General features: G+C 70.4%; 18 protein-coding genes. 10 read left to right on the top strand and 8 right to left on the bottom strand.

Features of this window, described 5'->3' with window-relative positions; all coding sequences use genetic code 11:
- Window positions 1–5: 5 nt before the first annotated feature.
- The 4 genes from ACT54X_RS21620 (at window position 6) to ACT54X_RS21605 (ending at window position 4,832) form a co-directional block, all read left to right on the top strand.
- Complete coding sequence (locus tag ACT54X_RS21620) at window positions 6–2,003, top strand: lytic transglycosylase domain-containing protein (RefSeq protein ID WP_294373303.1); 1,998 nt, start codon at window positions 6–8, stop codon at window positions 2,001–2,003.
- Between the two features lie 23 nt (window positions 2,004–2,026).
- On the top strand, window positions 2,027–2,605 hold the full coding sequence (locus ACT54X_RS21615; RefSeq protein WP_294373305.1) for an MgtC/SapB family protein: 579 nt from the start codon (window positions 2,027–2,029) through the stop codon (window positions 2,603–2,605).
- Between the two features lie 196 nt (window positions 2,606–2,801).
- On the top strand, window positions 2,802–3,494 hold the full coding sequence (locus ACT54X_RS21610) for a glutathione S-transferase family protein (RefSeq protein ID WP_476348483.1): 693 nt from the start codon (window positions 2,802–2,804) through the stop codon (window positions 3,492–3,494).
- 87 nt (window positions 3,495–3,581) lie between these two features.
- Complete coding sequence (locus ACT54X_RS21605; RefSeq protein WP_476348481.1) at window positions 3,582–4,832, top strand: multifunctional CCA addition/repair protein; 1,251 nt, start codon at window positions 3,582–3,584, stop codon at window positions 4,830–4,832.
- On the opposite strand, the gene ACT54X_RS21600 is transcribed toward ACT54X_RS21605, so the two are convergent.
- The gene (locus ACT54X_RS21600) at window positions 4,815–5,930 is read right to left on the bottom strand and encodes a hypothetical protein (RefSeq protein WP_476348479.1); all 1,116 of its coding nucleotides are present in this window, start codon (window positions 5,928–5,930) and stop codon (window positions 4,815–4,817) included. The two genes, ACT54X_RS21605 and ACT54X_RS21600, sit on opposite strands and share 18 nt — an antisense overlap.
- Window positions 5,931–6,087: 157 nt before the next feature.
- Between ACT54X_RS21600 and otsB the strand changes: the two genes are divergently transcribed.
- Both otsB and otsA read left to right on the top strand, forming a co-directional pair.
- On the top strand, window positions 6,088–6,837 hold the full coding sequence (gene otsB, locus ACT54X_RS21595; RefSeq protein ID WP_476348477.1) for a trehalose-phosphatase: 750 nt from the start codon (window positions 6,088–6,090) through the stop codon (window positions 6,835–6,837).
- A 35-nt stretch (window positions 6,838–6,872) separates the two neighbouring features.
- A complete protein-coding gene (gene otsA / locus ACT54X_RS21590) occupies window positions 6,873–8,258 on the top strand; it encodes an alpha,alpha-trehalose-phosphate synthase (UDP-forming) (protein ID WP_476348475.1) in 1,386 nt (461 codons plus the stop codon).
- An 18-nt stretch (window positions 8,259–8,276) separates the two neighbouring features.
- Here otsA and ACT54X_RS21585 read toward each other — a convergent pair whose 3' ends face one another.
- Window positions 8,277–9,200, bottom strand: coding sequence for a LysR family transcriptional regulator (locus tag ACT54X_RS21585; protein ID WP_294373316.1), 924 nt, complete (start codon window positions 9,198–9,200; stop codon window positions 8,277–8,279).
- A 108-nt stretch (window positions 9,201–9,308) separates the two neighbouring features.
- Between ACT54X_RS21585 and ACT54X_RS21580 the strand changes: the two genes are divergently transcribed.
- Window positions 9,309–10,088 carry an SDR family NAD(P)-dependent oxidoreductase gene (locus ACT54X_RS21580; protein ID WP_476348473.1) on the top strand — a complete coding sequence of 260 codons (780 nt, stop codon included), beginning with the start codon at window positions 9,309–9,311 and terminating at the stop codon, window positions 10,086–10,088.
- On the opposite strand, the gene ACT54X_RS21575 is transcribed toward ACT54X_RS21580, so the two are convergent.
- Entirely contained in the window at window positions 10,081–10,461 is a 381-nt protein-coding gene (locus tag ACT54X_RS21575; protein WP_476348471.1) for a hypothetical protein, read from the bottom strand. The genes ACT54X_RS21580 and ACT54X_RS21575 overlap by 8 nt on opposite strands.
- Before the next feature lie 181 nt (window positions 10,462–10,642).
- Between ACT54X_RS21575 and ACT54X_RS21570 the strand changes: the two genes are divergently transcribed.
- Entirely contained in the window at window positions 10,643–12,103 is a 1,461-nt protein-coding gene (locus ACT54X_RS21570) for an aminotransferase-like domain-containing protein (RefSeq protein WP_476348469.1), read from the top strand.
- Window positions 12,104–12,163: 60 nt separating this feature from the next.
- On the opposite strand, the gene ACT54X_RS21565 is transcribed toward ACT54X_RS21570, so the two are convergent.
- From ACT54X_RS21565 to ACT54X_RS21550, 4 genes are read right to left on the bottom strand one after another with little or no spacing between them, the layout of a single operon-like run.
- Window positions 12,164–13,090, bottom strand: a complete 927-nt coding sequence (locus ACT54X_RS21565; RefSeq protein WP_476348467.1) for an ROK family protein — start codon at window positions 13,088–13,090, stop codon at window positions 12,164–12,166.
- Between the two features lie 39 nt (window positions 13,091–13,129).
- A complete protein-coding gene (locus ACT54X_RS21560) occupies window positions 13,130–13,324 on the bottom strand; it encodes a DUF2905 domain-containing protein (protein WP_294373327.1) in 195 nt (64 codons plus the stop codon).
- 22 nt (window positions 13,325–13,346) lie between these two features.
- On the bottom strand, window positions 13,347–14,108 hold the full coding sequence (gene hisN, locus ACT54X_RS21555) for a histidinol-phosphatase (protein WP_294373330.1): 762 nt from the start codon (window positions 14,106–14,108) through the stop codon (window positions 13,347–13,349).
- 44 nt (window positions 14,109–14,152) lie between these two features.
- Window positions 14,153–15,274 carry a class I SAM-dependent methyltransferase gene (locus ACT54X_RS21550; protein WP_476348464.1) on the bottom strand — a complete coding sequence of 374 codons (1,122 nt, stop codon included), beginning with the start codon at window positions 15,272–15,274 and terminating at the stop codon, window positions 14,153–14,155.
- 97 nt (window positions 15,275–15,371) lie between these two features.
- Between ACT54X_RS21550 and ACT54X_RS21545 the strand changes: the two genes are divergently transcribed.
- Both ACT54X_RS21545 and ACT54X_RS21540 read left to right on the top strand, forming a co-directional pair.
- Window positions 15,372–16,148, top strand: coding sequence for an SDR family oxidoreductase (locus tag ACT54X_RS21545; protein WP_476348462.1), 777 nt, complete (start codon window positions 15,372–15,374; stop codon window positions 16,146–16,148).
- A gap of 11 nt (window positions 16,149–16,159) precedes the next feature.
- A complete protein-coding gene (locus ACT54X_RS21540; RefSeq protein WP_354319549.1) occupies window positions 16,160–16,534 on the top strand; it encodes a dihydroneopterin aldolase in 375 nt (124 codons plus the stop codon).
- Window positions 16,535–16,571: 37 nt separating this feature from the next.
- Here ACT54X_RS21540 and ACT54X_RS21535 read toward each other — a convergent pair whose 3' ends face one another.
- The gene (locus ACT54X_RS21535) at window positions 16,572–17,561 is read right to left on the bottom strand and encodes a Bug family tripartite tricarboxylate transporter substrate binding protein (RefSeq protein ID WP_476348460.1); all 990 of its coding nucleotides are present in this window, start codon (window positions 17,559–17,561) and stop codon (window positions 16,572–16,574) included.
- Window positions 17,562–17,585: the final 24 nt, after the last annotated feature.

Genomic DNA, 17,585 nt, shown 5'->3' with positions numbered 1-17,585 from the left:
CTTCGATGCAGTTTCAAGGCATTTTGTCACCCCGCCGCGGCTGGCTCGCCGCCCTGGCCCTGGTGGCCGCCACCCTCGCACCGCCAGCCTGCGCCCAGGCCAACCGCAACGACGATGTGCTGCTGCAGATGAAGCAGGCCTTCCAGCGCGGCGACAAGGCCCGCCTCACGGCCCTGCTGCCGCAGGCCCGCGGCCATGTGCTCGAACCCTGGGCCGCGTACTGGGAGCTCAAGGCGCGCCTGGGCGACGCGAGCAGCGACGAGGTCAACGCCTTCTTTGCGCGCTACCCCGGCACCTACCAGGAAGACCGCCTGCGCAACGACTGGCTGCTGCTGATGGGCCAGCGCCGCGCCTGGGACGAGTTCGCCGCCGCGCATGCGGCCTTCCGCATGAACGACGACCGCGAGGTGCAGTGCTATGCCGTGCTGGTCGATGCGCTGCGCAGCGGTCGCGCCACCACGGCGCAGGTCGAGCAGGTGCGCCGCAACTGGCTGGCGCAGCGCGACCTGGACGACGGTTGCCTCACCGCCGCCGATCGGCTGATCGCCGCCGGCGCCATGCCGAAGTCCGACGCCTGGAAGAAGGCGCGCATCGCCATGGAGGCCAATCGCCCCAGCGCCGCCCGCGCGGCCATCAACCTCGTCGCGCCCGAGGCGCTGCCCACCTTCGACCAGGTCAACGCCAGCGCCGTCAAGTTCCTGCTCGGCGCGGCCTCGGCCGCCTCCCGTGGCCGCAAGGAGATGGTCGTGCTGGCGCTGCTGCGCATGGCCGTGGCCGATCCCGACACCGCCGCCGCGCAGCTCGACAGCAAGTGGGGCCCGATGCTCAGCCCCGAAGAGCGCAACTGGGTCTGGGGCAGCATCGGCCGCCAGGCCGCGCAGAAGCTCTCGCCGCAGGCCTTCGGCTACTTCGCCAACGTCAGCAAGAACGGCGACCTCACCGACGACATGCTCGGCTGGAAGGTGCGCGCATCGCTGCGCATGGGCCAGTGGAAGGAGGTCGACGCCGCCGTCCGCGCCATGAGCGAAGAGGCGCAGCAGGACCCGACCTGGGTCTACTGGCGCGCCCGCGCCCTCCTGGCCCAGGGTGGCGAACGCCGCCAGCAGGAGGCCCGCACGCTGCTGGAGACCATCGCCGGCACGCGCGGCTTCTACGAACTGCTGGCGCTCGAAGAACTGGGCCAGCGCGCCCAGGTGCCCACGCCGCCCGCGCCCCTCACGCCCGAGGAGCGCGCCGCCGCGCAGAACAACCCCTCGCTGCAGCGCGGCCTCTACGCCATCGCCATGGGCCTGCGCCCCGAGGGCGTGCGCGAGTGGAACTACGCCACCAACCTGCACGACCGCGGCGGCATGGACGACCGCGCGCTGCTGGCCGCCGCCGACCTGGCGTGCCAGCGCGAGGTGTGGGACCGCTGCATCAACACCAGCGAACGCACCAAGGGCACCATCGACGCGGTGCAGCGCTTTCCCATGCCCTTCCACGACACGGTTCTGCGCAAGAGCCAGGACATCGGCCTGGACCCGGCCTACGTCTACGGCCTGATCCGCCAGGAAAGCCGCTTCATCATGGATGCGCGCTCGGGCGTCGGCGCCTCGGGCCTGATGCAGGTGATGCCCGCCACCGCACGCTGGACGGCGCGCAAGATCGGCCTGCCCTATTCGCCGGACATGATCACCGACCGCGAGACCAACATCACCATCGGCACCAACTACCTCAAGTTGGCGCTGGACGACTTCGACGGCTCCATGCCGCTGGCCGCCGCCGCCTACAACGCCGGCCCGGGCCGGCCGCGCAACTGGCGCAACGGGCCGGTGCTCGACGCCGCCATCTGGGCCGAGAACATTCCCTTTGCCGAGACGCGCGACTACGTGAAGAAGGTGATCGCCAACACCACCAACTATGCGGCGCTGATCTACGGCCGGCCGCAGTCCATCAAGGAACGCCTGGGCAGCGTGGGCCCGCGCAACCCGACAGAGCCCGAACCCAACAAGGACCTGCCCTGAACCGCTGAACCACCCGAAGCGCCATGGACTGGATGGACATCGTCGCCGACACGCTGGCCACCGAGTTCTCGGACGTGCCCGATCTCGCCCAGCTGGTGCGCATCGTGGTGCGCCTGCTTCTGGCGGCGCTGCTGGGCCTGCTGCTGGGCTTCGAGCGCGAGTACGAGGGCAAGGCCGCCGGGGTGCGCACGCACATGCTGGTGGCCATCGGCTCGGCGCTGTTCGTGCTGGTGCCGCAGCAGGCCGGCATCGAGCCGGCCGACATGAGCCGCGTGATCCAGGGCCTGGTGGCTGGGGTCGGCTTCCTGTGCGCCGGCACCATCCTCAAGCGTGGCCGCAATGAGGAGCAGGTGGAAGGCCTGACCACCGCCGCCGGCCTGTGGATGACGGCCGCCATCGGCATGGCCTGCGGGCTGGGTCGCGAGGTGACGGCCATCCTGAGCGCGCTGCTCGGCTTGGCGGTGCTGCAGGCCATGCCGCGGCTGGTGATCTGGGTGAGCCGCAGGGCCGGGCCGCCGCGCGGCGCCGACCGCATGGACGAGACGCGGATGACCGCCAGCCGGGGCGTCGACACCAAGCAGGGCCGCAGCACGAGGGACTGAGCGATGCGCTGGCGCCGGATGCCGCCACGCGGCGGCAGCGAAGCCGCTGGCACGGCACGGCACGGCACGGCACGGCACGGCACGGCACGGCACGGCACGGCACGCATCAATCTCCGCCATTTTTTGCATCGATGGGCCGGGGAATCGCCCCTAGCATGCCTCTCGCCCGCTCTTTCACTCAGCCCCGGAGATCTCCATGTCCACCCTCCAGCTCTACATCGGCAACAAGAACTACTCGTCCTGGTCCATGCGCCCCTGGGTGCTGATGAAGCAGGCGGGCATCCCCTTCGAGGAGGTGATGGTGCGCTTCGACAGTTTCGAGGCCGACTCGCGCTTCAAGGCCGTGGTGGGTGCCGTCAACCCAACGGGCAAGGTGCCGGTGCTGGTGGATGGTCCGGTGGTGGTGTGGGACACGCTGGCCATCGCCGAATACCTGGCCGAGCGCTTCCCCGACAAGCAGTTGTGGCCTGCCGACGTCGCGGCCCGCGCACATGCCCGCAGCATCTGCGCCGAGATGCATGCCGGCTTCGGCGCCCTGCGCAACCACTGCGGCATGAACATCGAGGCGTCGCTGCCCGAGGTCGGCGCCCGCCTCCTGCGCGAGCAGCCCGGCGTCGTGGTCGATCTGGACCGCATCTGCCAGATGTGGGAAGGGCTGCTGCAGGCCCACGGCGGCCCGATGCTGTTCGGCGATTTCGGCATCGCCGACGCCTACTACGCGCCCGTGGCCACGCGCATCCGCACCTATGCGCTGCCCGTGCCCGCCGCCATCGATGCCTACATCGACCGCCTCTACGCGCTGCCCGGCGTGAAGGCCTGGATCGACGAGGCGCTGGCCGAACACGACTTCGTCCCGATGGACGAGCCCTACCGTACCTCGCGCGACTGAGCCACTCAGCCGCTGAGCGAAAGAGCGACCAAGCGGGCAGGCGGCAGCGCCACCGATCAGCGGTGCGCCCGCCCCTACACTGCCCCGATGCAGAAGTTTCTTGTGGGCGGCGCCATCCGCGATGCGCTGTTGGGGCGGCCCGGCAGCGACCGCGACTGGGTGGTGGTGGGCGCGACCCCGCAGCAGATGCTGGACGCCGGCTACTTGCCGGTGGGCCGCGACTTTCCGGTCTTCCTCCATCCCGACACGCGCGAGGAATACGCCCTTGCGCGAACCGAGCGCAAGAGCGGCCCGGGCTACCGCGGCTTCGTGGTCCATGCCGCGCCCGAGGTCACGCTGGACGAGGACCTGGCCCGCCGCGACCTGACCATCAATGCCATCGCCCTGTCCGCCGATCTGGCCGACACCAAACCGCTGCGCACCGACGCCCTCGTCGACCCCTTCCACGGCCAGCGCGACCTGCAGCAGAAGGTGCTGCGCCATGTGACCGACGCCTTCCGCGAGGACCCCGTGCGCATCCTGCGCCTGGCGCGCTTCGCCGCCAAGCTGCACGACTTCAGCGTGGCGCCCGAGACCCTGGCGCTGATGCGCGGCATGGTCGAGGCGGGCGAGGCCGATGCGCTGGTGCCCGAGCGCGTGTGGCAGGAACTGGCCCGCGGCCTGATGGAGCCGAAGCCTTCGCGCATGTTCGAGGTGCTGCGCGCCTGTGGCGCCCTGCGCGTGCTGTTGCCGGAAGTGGACCGCCTGTGGGGCGTGCCGCAGCGCGCCGAGCACCATCCAGAAGTCGACACCGGCGTGCACCTGATGATGGTGCTGGACATGAGCGCCCGCCTGCAGGCGCCACTGCCCGTGCGTTTCGCCTGCCTCACGCACGACCTGGGCAAGGGCACCACGCCCGCCGACGTGCTGCCGCGCCACATCGGCCACGAACAGCGCAGCGCCCGCCTGCTTGCCGGCCTGTGCGAGCGCTGGCGCGTGCCCACCGAGGTGCGCGAGCTGGCCGACGTGGTCGCGCGCGAGCACGGCAACATCCATCGCAGCAATGAACTGGGCGCAGCGGCCCTGCTGCGCCTGCTGGAGCGCTGCGACGCCCTGCGCCGGCCCGAGCGCTTCGCGGATGCACTCCTCGCCTGCGAATGCGACGCCCGCGGCCGCCTGGGCTTCGAGGAGCGGCCCTATGCGCCGCGCGAGCGCCTGCTGGCCGTGCTGGCCGCCGTGCAGGCCGTGGCCACCGAGCCCATCGCCCGAGAAGCCCTGGCCCGCGGCGCCAAGGGACCGCAGATCGGGCAGGCGATCCAGGCGGCGCGCGAAGCGGCGATTTCAGGGATGACGGGCTGATCCCGCGGGTGGCGCGGCAACGTCGGGCATGGGGCGCAGCACAAGCTCCACGGCACTGTCCGCCACCGACACCCGCGGCGCTTCGGGATCCGCGTCCCAGCCGTTGATGCGGCGCACCTGCAGCACCCAGCGGCCGCCGCCGCGCAGATCGACGCGGGCCGTCACGGCATTGCCGTACTCACGGCAGCCCGCGCCGGCCGCTTCGTCGGCCAGCTTGAAGGGCAGGTCGCCCTTGCGCACGGGCACCGCCGACAGCAGCGTCACGCAGGCCGCGCGGTTGACCCGGAGCTGCGATTCGCCGTCGATCCGCAGGCCGACCGCCGTGGCGGCGGCTTCGGCAATGAAGCCGGCCCGGCCGACGAAGACGATCAGGCCGAGCAGGAGGCCCACGAAGACGTTGCTGACCAACGAGGCGCCCTTTCCCAATCCGGGCAGTGCATTGATCACGGTGAGCAGGCATGGCGCCGCCAACAGCGCGAGCCAGACTCCCCACTCTGGCACGTTGGGGTCCAACACGCCGAGCTTCAGAAGCCCGATCAAGGCGCCAAGGGCGAGCGCACAGCCCCCCGTACCGCTCGCCAGCACACTCAGCGTAGCGCGCCACCATCTCGCCCTCCTTGCCCGAATCAGTCGAAAGAGCGCCCCAGCCACCACGGCGAGTGCGATGACCAAGCCTCCGATCCATCCCGAAGCGTCACGCGTGGTCCTCGCGACAATCCATATGGCGAATGCCAGAAACGCCACCAACTGTGTGAGCACGGCCTCCTTGAAGCCGAGACGCGGAAGTTCATACAGCGCAGTGATCCAGACCGGCGCCTGCAAAAGAATCCACAGGCTCACCAAGCCCAGCAGCACGACCAGCGCGACGGCCGCCCCGAAACCGATCGACACGCTCGCCTCCGGGCCATAGCCGATCAACATGCAGTAGCGGTGCACCACCGCAGCGCCCGCCATCACCGACAGCGCGCTCAGCGCCGCCATCGGCACTTCCTGGAGCGTGGCAAAGAGGTTGCGCACGACCGGCCACCAGAACGACCGCGATGGCCCTTGAGTGCTGCGCTTTCGCGCAGCCATCCGCGCGGATGGCTTGATGGACATGGGGTGGCTTTCAGCAGTTTTCACAGACTCCCTCCTCACTGACGTATTGGTATGGCCACGCCGCGCGGCGCGAGCGCAGATCATCGTCCCTGCGCCCTCAGCACCGCGCGGCATTGGCCGACGCAGCCCCCGCCCTCTGGCTGCTAAGGTCCAGTCGATGCAAATGCCTTTCCTGCCAGGGCGCGACGCCGCCCTGTTCCTGGACTTCGACGGCACATTGGTCGGCATCGCGGAGACGCCCGAGGCCGTCAAGGTGCCCGACGGCTTGGTGCCGCTGCTGGCCCAGTTGCACGACGCCCTGGAGGGCGCCGTGGCCATCGTCTCCGGCCGGCCTGTCGATGTGCTCGACCGCTTCCTCGCCCCCCTGCGTCTGCCTACCGCCGGTGAGCACGGCGCGCATCGGCGCGATGCCGACGGGCACTTGATGGAGCGTGCGCCCACCGACCTGTCCGAAGTCATTGCCGCAGCCAACGCGCTGGCCAACCGCCATACCGGCCTGCTGGTCGAGCGCAAGCAGGCCGCCGTCGCGCTGCACTACCGCCTCGCCCCCGAGCTTGAGCAACTCTGTCTGGACACCATGGCCGAGACGGTCGGCGACCGCCCGGAGTTCGAACTGCTGCACGGCAAATGCGTGGTGGAGATCAAGCCGGCCGGCACCAACAAGGGCACGGCCATCACGGCCTATCTGAAAGAAGCGCCCTTCCTCGACCGCAAGCCCTTCTTCTTCGGCGACGACACCACCGATGAGAGCGGATTCGCCGTGGCACAGGCCCATGGCGGTCTGGGCATCAAGGTGGGGCCGGGCAGCACCCGCGCCACGGCGCGGGTCGACGGTCCGGCTGCCGTGTACGAATGGCTCAGGCAGGCGGCCGACGCGCTGGCCGCCGCAGGGACGGCGCCCCGCTGAGCCGCCGCGCAACCGACGAGGAGAAGCAAAGAGACATGGCAAGACTGGTCGTGATTTCCAATCGCGTGGCCGATCCGCGCAAAGTGGCCGCAGGCGGCCTTGCGGTGGCACTGGGCGAATCCCTGCAACAGACGGGCGGCCTGTGGTTCGGCTGGAGCGGCACCATCGTCGAAGACGGCCCAACGGGCGAGGGCGAGCTGCACCGCCACCAGGCCGGCAAGGTGACGCTGGCCACGCTGGACCTCTGCCGCGAGGATCACGACGCCTACTACCTGGGCTACAGCAACAAGGTGCTCTGGCCCGTCTTCCACAACCGGCTGGACCTGGCGAATTTCGACGCCGGCTTCATCGGTGGCTACCGCCGCGTCAACCAGCTGTTCGCGCGCAAGCTGATGCCCCTGCTGCAGGAAGACGACATCCTGTGGGTGCACGACTACCACCTGATCCCACTGGCCGCCGAGCTGCGCGCCATGGGCTGCAAGCAGAAGATCGGCTTCTTCCTGCACATCCCGCTGCCGCCGCAGATCATCCTGGCGGCGATTCCGCAGCACGAGTGGCTGATGCGCTCGCTGTTCGCCTATGACGTGGTGGGCTTCCAGGCCCAGCAGGACGTGCAGCACTTCGAGCGCTATGTGAGCAACGAGGCGCATGGCGAGGCACTGGGCAACGACCAGTTCCGCGCCTGGGGCCAGACGGTGCGGGCGAGTGCCTTTCCCATCGGCATCGACGTGGACGAGTTCCTGGCGCTCACGCATGCCAAGGAAGCGCGCGACATGCACGAGACGGTGCGGCGCGAGTATTCGCAGCGCCGCCTGATGCTGGGCATCGACCGGCTCGACTATTCCAAGGGCATTCCGCAGCGGGCGCGGGCCTTCCGCGAGCTGCTGGCACGCTATCCGGAGAACCACCGCAGCGCCACGCTGATCCAGATCGCCTCGCCCACGCGCGAGGACGTGGATGCCTATGGCGACATCCGCCGCGAGCTGGAGTCGCTGTGCGGCGCCATCAACGGCGACTACGGCGAGCTCGACTGGATGCCGGTGCGCTACATCCACCGCACGGTGGCCCGCAAGCGGGTCCCGGGCCTGTGCCGCGCGGCGGCCGTGGGCCTGGTGACGCCGCTGCGCGATGGCATGAACCTGGTGGCCAAGGAGTACATCGCCGCGCAGGATCCGGCCGATCCGGGGGTGCTCGTGCTCTCGCGCTTCGCGGGTGCCGCGGAGCAGCTGAAGGAAGCGTTGCTGGTCAATCCCTACGACACCCACGGCACGGCCGAGACCATCCAGCAGGCCCTGCACATGCCGCTGGAAGAGCGCCGGGCCCGCCACCAGAAGCTGCTGTCGCGCATCCGCGAGCAGGACGTGCACTGGTGGCGCCGGACCTTCCTGGACGCGCTGCGCGACGCGCCGGGCGTGGACTGACCGCGCCGCGCAGAGTGCTCAGCGGCTGCGGGCCGCGTCGTCCTCGGCCAGGGCCTGGCCGACCAGGCCGGCCAGCCAGTCCATGAAGACCTGCAACCGGCGCGGCACCTGCCGCCGGTGCGCATAGAGCAGCGTGATCGGCAGCGGTGGCGCGCGCCATTCGGGCAGCACCTCCACCAGTTCTCCGCGCGCCAGCGCCTCCCGGTGGCCCAACACGGGCGCCTGGATCAGCCCCAGGCCGGCGCGGCAGGCGGCCTCGTAGGCCAGCGTGTTGTTCACCGTGATCACCGCCGGCATCTCGAAGCTGCGCGGCTCACCGCCCTCCTCGTACTCCCACAAGGCCGGCCAGCCCGCCAGGCGCGATGAATAGCGCACCAGCTGGTGGCCCTGGCGCAGCTCGTCCAGGTTGCGCGGGTGGCCGTGCTTCGCCAGGTAGGCGGGCGAGGCCAGGTTGGCCTGCACCATCTGCCCGACCGGCCGCGCCACCAGGCCCGACTCCTGCAGCACCCCGACGCGCAGCACGCAGTCGAAGCCGTCGTGCACCAGGTCCACCCGGCGGTCGGTGCTGCCCAGATCCACTTCCAGCAAGGGATGGTCGGCCAGGAAGGCGGGCAGGTTCGGCAGCACCACGCGGGCGCCCAGTTGCAGCGGCACATCGGCACGGATGCGCCCACGCAACGATCCCGGCTGGCGGCTGAACAGCGATTGCAGGTCCTCCGCCTCCGCCAGCAGCGCCTGCGCCCGCTCCACGAAGGCCTCGCCATCGGGCGTGACCCGAACGGTGCGGGTCGTGCGCTGCAGCAGCCGGGTGCCCACCGTCGCCTCCAGCTGCTGCACGACGGCCGACACGCGGGCCCGTGTCAGGCCCAGCCGCTCGGCGGCGCGGGTGAAGCTGGCCAGCTCGGCCACCTGGACATACACACGCAAGGAATCGAGGTCCATTGGTCACTCAGAAAAGACAGTGAATTCATTTTCTACGGATTTTTCTGGAGATTGCATCTTCTTAAAGTACCAGTCATCCCATCCACCCCTCCCCACAAGGAAGCAGCCATGACCGACACCGCCACCACTTCGATGCCCCGCATCGCCCTCATCACCGGCGGCAGCCGCGGCCTGGGCAAGAGCGCCGCCCTGCACCTCGCCCGCGACGGCGTGGACCTGCTGATCACCTACCGCAACCGCGCCGACGAGGCCGAGGCCGTGGTGCGCGAGGTGCAGGCCCTGGGCCGGCGCGCCGTGGCCCTGCCCCTGGACGTGTCGCGGGCCGACACCTTCGCCGGCTTTGCCGCCGCCGTGCGCGAGGGGCTCGCCGCCACCTGGGGCCGCACGCAATTCGACATCCTGCTCAACAACGCCGGCATGGGCATCCACGCCAGCTTCGAGGCCACCACCGAGACGCAGTTCGACGAGCTGATGGTCACGCACCTGAAGGGCCCCTTCTTCCTCACGCAGGCGCTGCTGCCGCTGCTGGCCGATGGCGGCAATGTGCTGAACGTGTCCTCGGGCCTGGCGCGCTTCTCGCTGCCCGGCTATGCGGCCTACGCCACCATGAAGGGCGGCATCGAGGTGCTGACGCGCTACCTGGCCAAGGAACTGGGCCCGCGCCGCATCGCCGTGAACGTGATCGCCCCCGGCGCCATCGAGACCGACTTCGGCGGCGGCGTGGTGCGCGACAACGCGCAGATGAACGCCGCCATCGCCGCGCAGACCGCGCAGGGCCGCGTCGGCCTGCCCGACGACATCGGCGGTGCCGTGGCCGCGCTGCTGCGGCCGGGCAACCACTGGATGACGGCGCAGCGCGTCGAGGTGTCGGGCGGGATGTTCATCTGAGCGCAGTCGGCCCACTGACCCTGCCGACGCGCGCCAGTCGCGCCAGGGCCGTCCGCCAGAGCGCCTGCAAGCAGGCCGCCAGCGCGGAGGTCGGCGCCGTTGGCGTGAGCCGGGCGACCCGCGCGGGCGCATCGTCCAGCGCCAGCACCTGAACCCAGCCCTCGGCATCGACCTGATGGGCTTGGCCAGCGTCCAGATGCTGGGACACGGCCAGCATCTGCTCCGCCACCCAGCGCGGCGCCTCCACCACCCGCACATGGCCTTCGACGGCGAAGAGCAGGGTGCCGCGGCTCACCGGCAGCAGCAGGCATTCGCCAGGGGCGATGCAGGCCGGATCGGCAGCACGGGAAAGGGCGGCATGGCGGGCGGTCATGGAAGCTCCTTGAACAGGGCGTTGAAGTGGCCTCCAGCGTAGGCCTGACGCTGCCAGCAAAACAGGCACACCCGGCGCGGACATCGACCGCAACAGCGGCGCCGAAAGGCGTTCTGTTATGGTCGATTCGCCGCCCAACTGCATCTGTTCCGATGCACCCGGCCGGCGCACCATCGCAGCCATGCCCCCCCTGCCCCGCTACCGCCAGCTGGCCCAGCACTACACCCAGGCCATCCGCGCCGGCACGCTGCAGCCCGGCGAGCGCCTGCCCTCGCTGCGCGAGCTGATGAAGCTGCATGGCGTGAGCCTGTCCACCGCCCTGCAGGTCTGCCGCACCCTCGAAGGCGATGGCTTCGCCGAGGCGCGCGAGCGCTCGGGCTACTTCGTGCGCCAGCCGCGCCGCCTGGCCATGGTGCCCATGGACGAGCCCGCCGCCGACCGGCCGCCCGATCCGGCGCAGTTCGTCGGCATCCACCAGACGGTGTCGGACTTCGTCACCCGCCGCCGCTGGGGCGAGGTGCACCTGGACCTGTCCTCCGCCCGCGCCTCGCCCGAGTTCTACCCGGCCGAGGCCCTGCGCACGGCCATGATGCGCAGCCTGCGCCAGCGGCCGCAGTTGCTCACGCAGGCATCGCCCTCGCGCAGCCGCACACCTTTCCGCGAGGCGGTGGCGCGGCGGGCGCTACGCGCCGGCATGCACCTCGCGCCCGAGGACGTGCTGCCCACCAACGGCTGCATCGAGGCGCTGAACCTGGCGCTGCGCGCGGTCGCCCAGCCCGGCGACACGGTGGCCGTCGAATCGCCCACCTTCTACGGCCTGCTGCAGGCGCTCGAAAGCCTGGGCATGCGCGCACTGGAGATTCCCACCAGCCCGCAGACCGGCCTGTCGCTGGACGCGCTGGAGCTCGCCCTGCGCACCTACGAAGGCATCAAGGCCGTCGCGGTGGTGCCGCACCTGCAGAACCCGCTGGGCAGCGTCATGCCCGACACCCACAAGCAGCGGCTGGTGCAGTTGTGCCGCGCGCACGGCACCGCGCTGATCGAGGACGACACCTACACCGAGCTGCTGGACATGGACGCCGTCCCGCGTGCCGTCCAGTCCTTCGACACCGACGGCGGCGTGATCCATTGCGCCTCGCTGCACAAGGTGCTGGCGCCCGGGCTGCGGCTGGGCTGGATCCACGCCGGCCGCTGGCATGCGCGGGTGGAGATGCTCAAGTTCGCCCAGACGCGGATGAACGAGGAGCTGTCGCAATGGGCCGTGGGCGAGTTCATGGCCACGAGCGCCTACGACCGCCACCTGCGCCGCCTGCGCGAGACGCTGCGGCTGCAGCGCGAGCGCACGGCCGATGCCATCGCCGCGCACTTCCCGGCCGGCACGCGCATCAACCTGCCGCCCGGCGGGCTTCAGCTGTGGGTGGAGCTGCCGGCTGGCACGCAGGCCCAGGCGCTGTTCGATGCGGCGCTGGAAGAGCACATCCTCGTTGCGCCGGGCACGCTGTTCTCCAACAGCGCGCGCTGCGACGGATTTGTGCGCATCAACTGCGGCCTGCCCTGGTCACCGGCGCTGGCGGCAGGCTTGAAGCGGCTGGGGGAGTTGGCCGTCCAGGTGGCGAGGCCCGCGGTGCGCCGGGCGGCCTGAGCGGCCAGCCCCGACGCGCCGCTGTTCTCTTGCGCTGACGCTTCGCCGGACGTCAGCGGGTCAGTCGACCAGCGCCAGCGCGGCGTAGTCCCCGACCTTGTCGCCCAGGCCCGCTGCGACCAATTCCACACCCTCGGTGAGCGAGGGCAGGCGCCCCTCCAGTTGCGACTGCAGCCGCGGGAGCAGGAAGTCGCGGTTGTGCCAGAACACGCTTCCACCCAGGCTGATGCGCGACAGGTCCAGCGCGGCCACCAGGTTGTAGAGCAGCCTGCCCATCACGCGGCACAGCGCGTCCACCGTGGCCAGGGCCTTCGCATCGCCCTGCTGTGCGGCACCGAAGAGTTCGGCCGCATCCACCCCGAAACGCCGGGCGATGGCGTTGCCCGCCACCAGCGACTCCACGTCGCCGCGGTTGCCGCAGCCGCACAACGCCTCGTTGTCGTCATCGCTGACGAACAGGTGGCCGGCGTGGCCCGCGTTGCCGTTCTTGCCACGCAGCGTACGCCCGTCCACGCACAGGCCGACGCCCACGCCGGTGCTCCAGGTGACGTAGGCGCAATGGTCCTGGCCCTGCAGCGCACCCCAGCGGCGCTCGGCCTCCAGCGCGGCGACGGCGTCGTTCTCCACCCGCACGCGGCCGAAGCGGGCGGCCAGCGGCGCCTCGATGGGCGCGAAGGTCCAGTCGTTGGGCAGGCCACGGTCCGGGCCCGCCAGGCCGCCGCAGATATTGGGCGTGGCCAAGGCGATGGCCCCCTCATGCAGCACGAAGGGGCCGGCCGACGACACGCCCACCTGGTCCACCGCCGACACCGGCACGCCGGCCTCGGCACAGGCCGCCTCGATGAGCTGCATCACCTGCCGGGCCACCGCCTCGTTGTCGCCGGTCTTGGCGGTGGGCGCGTTCTGCCGGGCAATCAGGTCGGTACTGCCAGCTTTGGCCAGGCTCACCGCCACCTTGGTGCCGCCGATGTCGATGCAGGCTTTCATGCGCGGGTTTCCTTGGATCGTTGAAAGAGAAGAGGAAGCTCAGAGTAAGCGCGCCACGCCGGCCGCGATCATGCTCAGCACCACGGTGCTGGCGATGGGCACTTGCCACACGCGGCCGAAGAGCTTGAATTGGAAGTCACCCGGCAGCCGGCCGAAGCCGAGCTTGCGCAGCCAGCCCGTGAGGCCCTGCAGCAGCAGCAGGGCCAGCATGGTGACAAGCAGCCAGCGCAGCATGAGCGACGGGGTTGCGGCTCGCTCAGCCAGCCAGGGCCGCGAGGGCCTGTCGGTGCAGCTCGGGCGTGGCGGCGGCGACCACGCGGCCGTCGGAATGCAGGCCCAGCGGCTGGCCGGCCCAGTCGGTGATCACGCCACCCGCGGCCTCCACCAGGCCGGCGGGGCCCAGGTAGTCGTAGGGCTGCAGGCCGGCCTCGACCACCAGGTCGATGGTGCCGCCGGCCAGTTGGGCATAGCTGTAGCAGTCGCCGCCGAAGCGGCGCATGGCGCACTGGCGGCTCAGGCGGTCGAAGGCCGTCCATTCGTCGGCCGAGAAGATGTCGGGCGAGGTGGTGAAGATGCGCGCCTCGGACAGCTGCGTGCATTCGCGCACGCGCACCGGTTGGCCGTTGCGCATGGCCACGCCGTCCTGACCCACCCAGCGCTCGCCGAGCACCGGCATGTCGACCAGGCCGAGCACCACGCGCCCGCCCTCCATCGCGCCGATCAGCGTGCCCCACAGGGGGGAGCCGGTGATGAAGCTGCGGGTACCGTCGATGGGGTCGAGCACCCACACGCGGGCCGCGTCCAGGTTCTGCTGACCGTGCTCCTCGCCATAGATGCCGTCCTGCGGCAGGGCCTGCCCCAGGATGTCGCGCATGGCCTGCTCGGCCGCGCGGTCGGCCAGCGTGACCGGGCTTTCGTCGGCCTTGGTGATGATGTCCAGCGGCTGGCGGAAATGCGCCATCGACTGGGCGGCGGCGGCATCGGCCAGGGCGTGGGCGGTACGGAGCAGGTCGTTCATGGGCGGGCGGGGATGGCGCGATGCGGTCGGTGAAATCAAAGGAATCAGAGCGTGTGGCTGCGGTCGCCCTGGCGGAAGCCGATGGCGTCCCACGGCTCGCCAGCGGCGAAGGCGAGCACCTTGAACAGCTCGCCCATCTCGTGCTCGTGGATCAGGCGGGCCGCCAGGGCCCGTTCCGCCAGCGGGGCGGCCATCATGCGCTCGGCCAGGCCGCAGTCGAGCAGAAAGCGCGCCTGGCTGGTGTAGCCCAGCACTTCCAGGCCGGCGTCCTGGCCGGCCAGCGCGACGCCGGTGAAGTCGACGTGGGCGGTGATGTCCTTGTCGCCCACGGCCACGAGGGGGTTGTCGTCGGAGCGGTGGGCCTGGTGGCACATCAGCGTGCCCATGTGGCGCTGCGGGTGGTAGTACTCGACCTCGGGAAAGCCATAGTCCAGGAAGTAGGCGGCGCCGCGCTTCAGGCGCTCGGCCAGCGTGGCGATGAAGGCGCGGGCCTGGGGATGCACCTCGGTCAGGTAGTCCTGAGGGCCGTCGGGCTCGACGGGCGGGCGCAGCCCGGTCGGTCGGTCGTCCCAGCCGAAGCGGCCATCGGTCTGCACGACGACGCCGCGCTCCAGCCACTCGCCGGCGCGCCGCACCAGCAGTTGGACCGGCATGGCGTCCAGCACCTCGTTGCCGACCACCACGCCTTCGATGCCGTCGGGCAGCGCATCGACCCAGCGCACGCGGCCGGCCCAGGGCGCGAGACGCTCCTGCTGGCGCGCGCGCAGGGCGCCGGAGAGGTCGACGATGGTGTAGCGCGCGACGCGCTCGCCCAGGCTTTCCAGCAGCTGCGCGGCCAGGGCGCCGCTGCCGGCACCGAATTCCCAGACCTCGTCGGTACCCGTGTGCTCGAAGGCATCGGCCACGGCCACGGCCAGGCTCTGACCGAACAGCGAAGACAGCTCGGGCGCGGTCACGAAGTCGCTGCCCGACTGCGGCAGGTGGCCGAACTTGCGGCTGCCGTGCGCGTAATAGCCCAGCCCCGGCGCGTAGAGGGCCAGCGCCATGAAGCGGTCGAACGGCAGCCAGCCACCGTCCCGCTCGATGGCGCGCCTCACCAGCGCTGCACAGGCAGAAGAGGCGGTCGGTACACTGGGCGGGGTCGTCGGGGTGCTCACGGCACCCATTCTCCCTGCAACCTCCGGGTGGCCCGGCGCCTGGGGTCCTTGCCCTTTGGCGGCATGCCCGGCCGACCGACCGATGCCCCCCACCGATCACCCATCCATGAGTGCCCTTCCCTCCGCCAGTGAACCGCGTACCGTGCTGGTGACCGGCGCCGGCCGCCGGCTCGGACGCGAGATCGCCCTGGCCCTGGCGGCCGGCGGCTGGCAGGTGGCGGTGCACTACCGCAGCTCGCGCGATGAGGCCCAGGCCACCGCCGCCGACTGCGCCCGGCTGTCGGGCCGCGCCGCGATCATCAGCGCCGAGCTGGAGGACGAGGCCGCCGTCCGCGCGATGGTGCCGCAGGTGGTGGCCGAGTTCGGCCGGCTCGACGCCGTGGTGCACAGCGCCTCGCGGTTCGAGCACGACGATGCCGCCAGCTTTGGCTATGCCGCCATGGAGGCCCATCTGCGCAGCAACACCGGTGCCGCCATCGTGCTGGCGCAGGCGCTGCGCCAGCATCTGGACGAACGCGGCGGTCAAGGCGCCGTGGTCCATCTGCTGGACCAGAAGCTGTGGAACCCGAATCCCGACTTCCTGAGTTACACGTTGTCGAAGGCCGCGCTGGAAGCCGCCACGCCGCTGCTGGCGTTGGCCCTGGCACCGCGCGTGCGCGTGGTGGGCGTGGCCCCGGGTCTCACGCTGACCAGCCACATGCTGAGCGACGAGCGCTTCCAGCAGTTGCATCGCCTGTCGCCGCTGGGCCGCTCCTCCACGCCGCAGGACGTGGCGGCCACGGTGCGCTTCGCGCTCGAGAACAACTCGATGACCGGCACCACGCTGCTGGTTGACGGCGGCCAACATCTCATGCGCTTCGAACGCGACTTTTCATTGATGTGACGAGCACTTCCATGACCGCTCCCCTCCTCGGCCAGCAACGCCTGACGCTCACGGGCCTGCGCTTCGATGCCAACTTGGGCATCCTCGACAGCGAGAAGACGGCGCCGCAGCCGATCCGCGTGGATGCCGAGCTCAACCTGGGCCCGCAGCCGCTGGCACCGCAGGACGACGACATCTTCCATGTGCTCGACTACCGCAAGGTGCGCAAGATCATCATCGACGAGTGCACCGCCCATCATGTGAACCTGCTGGAGAGCCTGATCGGCCAGGTGGCCGGCCGGCTGATGCAGTTGCCCGGCGTGCTGGGCGTGCGGGTGAAGATCGCCAAGCTGGAAATCTTCGACGACTGCGAAGTCGCGATCCAAGTCGAGACCGGCCAGTGGTGAGCGCTGGCGAGGCCCATCGAGTCGGATTGCATCGTGCTCATTCGGGTTGGATCCCGGCACGCTTGGCGAGCGTGCCGTAAAGGCCGATGTCCCGGTGGAGGAGTTCCGCCAGCTGACGCGGCTCGCCGCCCACCGGCACCAGACCCTGCTGCGCCAGCACCTGGCGCATGCCCGGATCGTCGAGCGCCGCACGCACGTTGGCATTCACGGCCCCGATGACGGCGTCCGTGGTTCCGCGCGGCGCAAAGAGGCCGTACCACAGCGTCATCTCCAGGCCGGCCAGACCGCTCTCGGCAAAGGTGGGAACGTTCGGGAAATCAGCGCTGCGGCGCTTGGCCGCGAACGCCAGGGCCCTCAGGCGACCCACCTGCAGCTGGGGCCCGACGCTGGGCGCCGAGCCGATCAGGAACTGCACGTCTCCCGCCATCAGTGCGGTGACGGCCTCTCCTGCGCCTTTGTAGGGAATGTGGACGGCCTGCACGCCAGCGACATTGAGGAAGTTCTCGGCGGCCAGGTGAAAGGCATTGCCCACACCCGGAGAGGCATAGGCCAGCTTGGCGCCCGGCCGTTTGGCCGCCGCGATGAAGTCGGCCAGCGTCCTGGCAGGGTTGGCCGCATTGACGACGAGCAGCATGCCCTCGGCCGCACAGACCTCCACCACCGGGCGCAGGTCGCGCTCCGTATCGAAGGGAAGCTTCTTGTAGATGCTGGGATTGATGGCCAGGGAAGGACCATGCAGGAGCAAGGTATGGCCATCCGGCGGCGCCTTGGCCACGATGTCGGCGCCGATGTTGCCGTTGGCACCCGCGCGGTTCTCGACGATGAAGGTGTTTCCGGTGCGCTGGCCCAGCACATTGGCCAGCAGGCGGGCCACGATGTCGGGCGCACCGCCCGTGCCGAAGGGAACGATGATCCGCGTTACCCGGCTGTCGCGCTCCTGCGCCAGCACCGGCGGCACGCCACCCAGGCAGGCTGCGGCGGCCAGTGTGGCAAGGAAGGATTTTCTTGTGATTCCAGAGTCGGACATGGTGTCTCCAAGGTAGGGCCCGCG

The organism is Pseudacidovorax sp. DMC4 (assembly GCF_056314265.1).
Note: the sequence above shows the minus strand (reverse complement) of the source record. Positions and strands in the feature narration are given on the sequence as shown.

What these genes read in the sequence shown, in the direction of transcription:
- ACT54X_RS21620 (WP_294373303.1), top strand. Translation starts at nt 6, where the DNA reads ATGCAGTTTCAAGGCATTTTGTCACCCCGCCGCGGCTGGCTCGCCGCC.
- ACT54X_RS21615 (WP_294373305.1), top strand. Translation starts at nt 2,027, where the DNA reads ATGGACTGGATGGACATCGTCGCCGACACGCTGGCCACCGAGTTCTCG.
- ACT54X_RS21610 (WP_476348483.1), top strand. Translation starts at nt 2,802, where the DNA reads ATGTCCACCCTCCAGCTCTACATCGGCAACAAGAACTACTCGTCCTGG.
- ACT54X_RS21605 (WP_476348481.1), top strand. Translation starts at nt 3,582, where the DNA reads ATGCAGAAGTTTCTTGTGGGCGGCGCCATCCGCGATGCGCTGTTGGGG.
- ACT54X_RS21600 (WP_476348479.1), bottom strand. Translation starts at nt 5,930, where the DNA reads ATGTCCATCAAGCCATCCGCGCGGATGGCTGCGCGAAAGCGCAGCACT.
- otsB (WP_476348477.1), top strand. Translation starts at nt 6,088, where the DNA reads ATGCAAATGCCTTTCCTGCCAGGGCGCGACGCCGCCCTGTTCCTGGAC.
- otsA (WP_476348475.1), top strand. Translation starts at nt 6,873, where the DNA reads ATGGCAAGACTGGTCGTGATTTCCAATCGCGTGGCCGATCCGCGCAAA.
- ACT54X_RS21585 (WP_294373316.1), bottom strand. Translation starts at nt 9,200, where the DNA reads ATGGACCTCGATTCCTTGCGTGTGTATGTCCAGGTGGCCGAGCTGGCC.
- ACT54X_RS21580 (WP_476348473.1), top strand. Translation starts at nt 9,309, where the DNA reads ATGACCGACACCGCCACCACTTCGATGCCCCGCATCGCCCTCATCACC.
- ACT54X_RS21575 (WP_476348471.1), bottom strand. Translation starts at nt 10,461, where the DNA reads ATGACCGCCCGCCATGCCGCCCTTTCCCGTGCTGCCGATCCGGCCTGC.
- ACT54X_RS21570 (WP_476348469.1), top strand. Translation starts at nt 10,643, where the DNA reads ATGCCCCCCCTGCCCCGCTACCGCCAGCTGGCCCAGCACTACACCCAG.
- ACT54X_RS21565 (WP_476348467.1), bottom strand. Translation starts at nt 13,090, where the DNA reads ATGAAAGCCTGCATCGACATCGGCGGCACCAAGGTGGCGGTGAGCCTG.
- ACT54X_RS21560 (WP_294373327.1), bottom strand. Translation starts at nt 13,324, where the DNA reads ATGCTGCGCTGGCTGCTTGTCACCATGCTGGCCCTGCTGCTGCTGCAG.
- hisN (WP_294373330.1), bottom strand. Translation starts at nt 14,108, where the DNA reads ATGAACGACCTGCTCCGTACCGCCCACGCCCTGGCCGATGCCGCCGCC.
- ACT54X_RS21550 (WP_476348464.1), bottom strand. Translation starts at nt 15,274, where the DNA reads ATGGGTGCCGTGAGCACCCCGACGACCCCGCCCAGTGTACCGACCGCC.
- ACT54X_RS21545 (WP_476348462.1), top strand. Translation starts at nt 15,372, where the DNA reads ATGAGTGCCCTTCCCTCCGCCAGTGAACCGCGTACCGTGCTGGTGACC.
- ACT54X_RS21540 (WP_354319549.1), top strand. Translation starts at nt 16,160, where the DNA reads ATGACCGCTCCCCTCCTCGGCCAGCAACGCCTGACGCTCACGGGCCTG.
- ACT54X_RS21535 (WP_476348460.1), bottom strand. Translation starts at nt 17,561, where the DNA reads ATGTCCGACTCTGGAATCACAAGAAAATCCTTCCTTGCCACACTGGCC.